We start from the raw sequence: 255 nt of genomic DNA, 5'->3' as shown, positions 1-255 counted from the left end.
CCAGCCCTACCAGTTTCTGCCTTGTAGTAAATCTCAGGGGGATTAGCTCAGCTGGGAGAGCACCTGCTTTGCAAGCAGGGGGTCGTCGGTTCGATCCCGTCATCCTCCACCAAGAGTTCAAATGTAAGGGTTGTCCTTTAGATTTGATCTTTTAGAGATCAAGTGCTGTATGTTCTTTAACAATCTGGAAGAAGTAAGTAAATTTTTATTGATCGTTTTACGGTAAAACGTAAGACGATGGGTAATGATTGTATG

At 43.1% G+C, this 255-nt stretch carries 1 tRNA gene; it reads left to right on the top strand.

From position 1 onward, the window contains the following. The first annotated feature begins 36 nt into the window (after window positions 1–36). A tRNA-Ala gene (locus GTP27_RS24495) sits at window positions 37–112 on the top strand. Window positions 113–255 lie beyond the last annotated feature (143 nt).

Origin of the sequence: Duganella qianjiadongensis (genome assembly GCF_009857915.1) — a bacterium.
Classification (GTDB): domain Bacteria; phylum Pseudomonadota; class Gammaproteobacteria; order Burkholderiales; family Burkholderiaceae_D; genus Rugamonas; species Rugamonas qianjiadongensis.
Note: the sequence above shows the minus strand (reverse complement) of the source record. Positions and strands in the feature narration are given on the sequence as shown.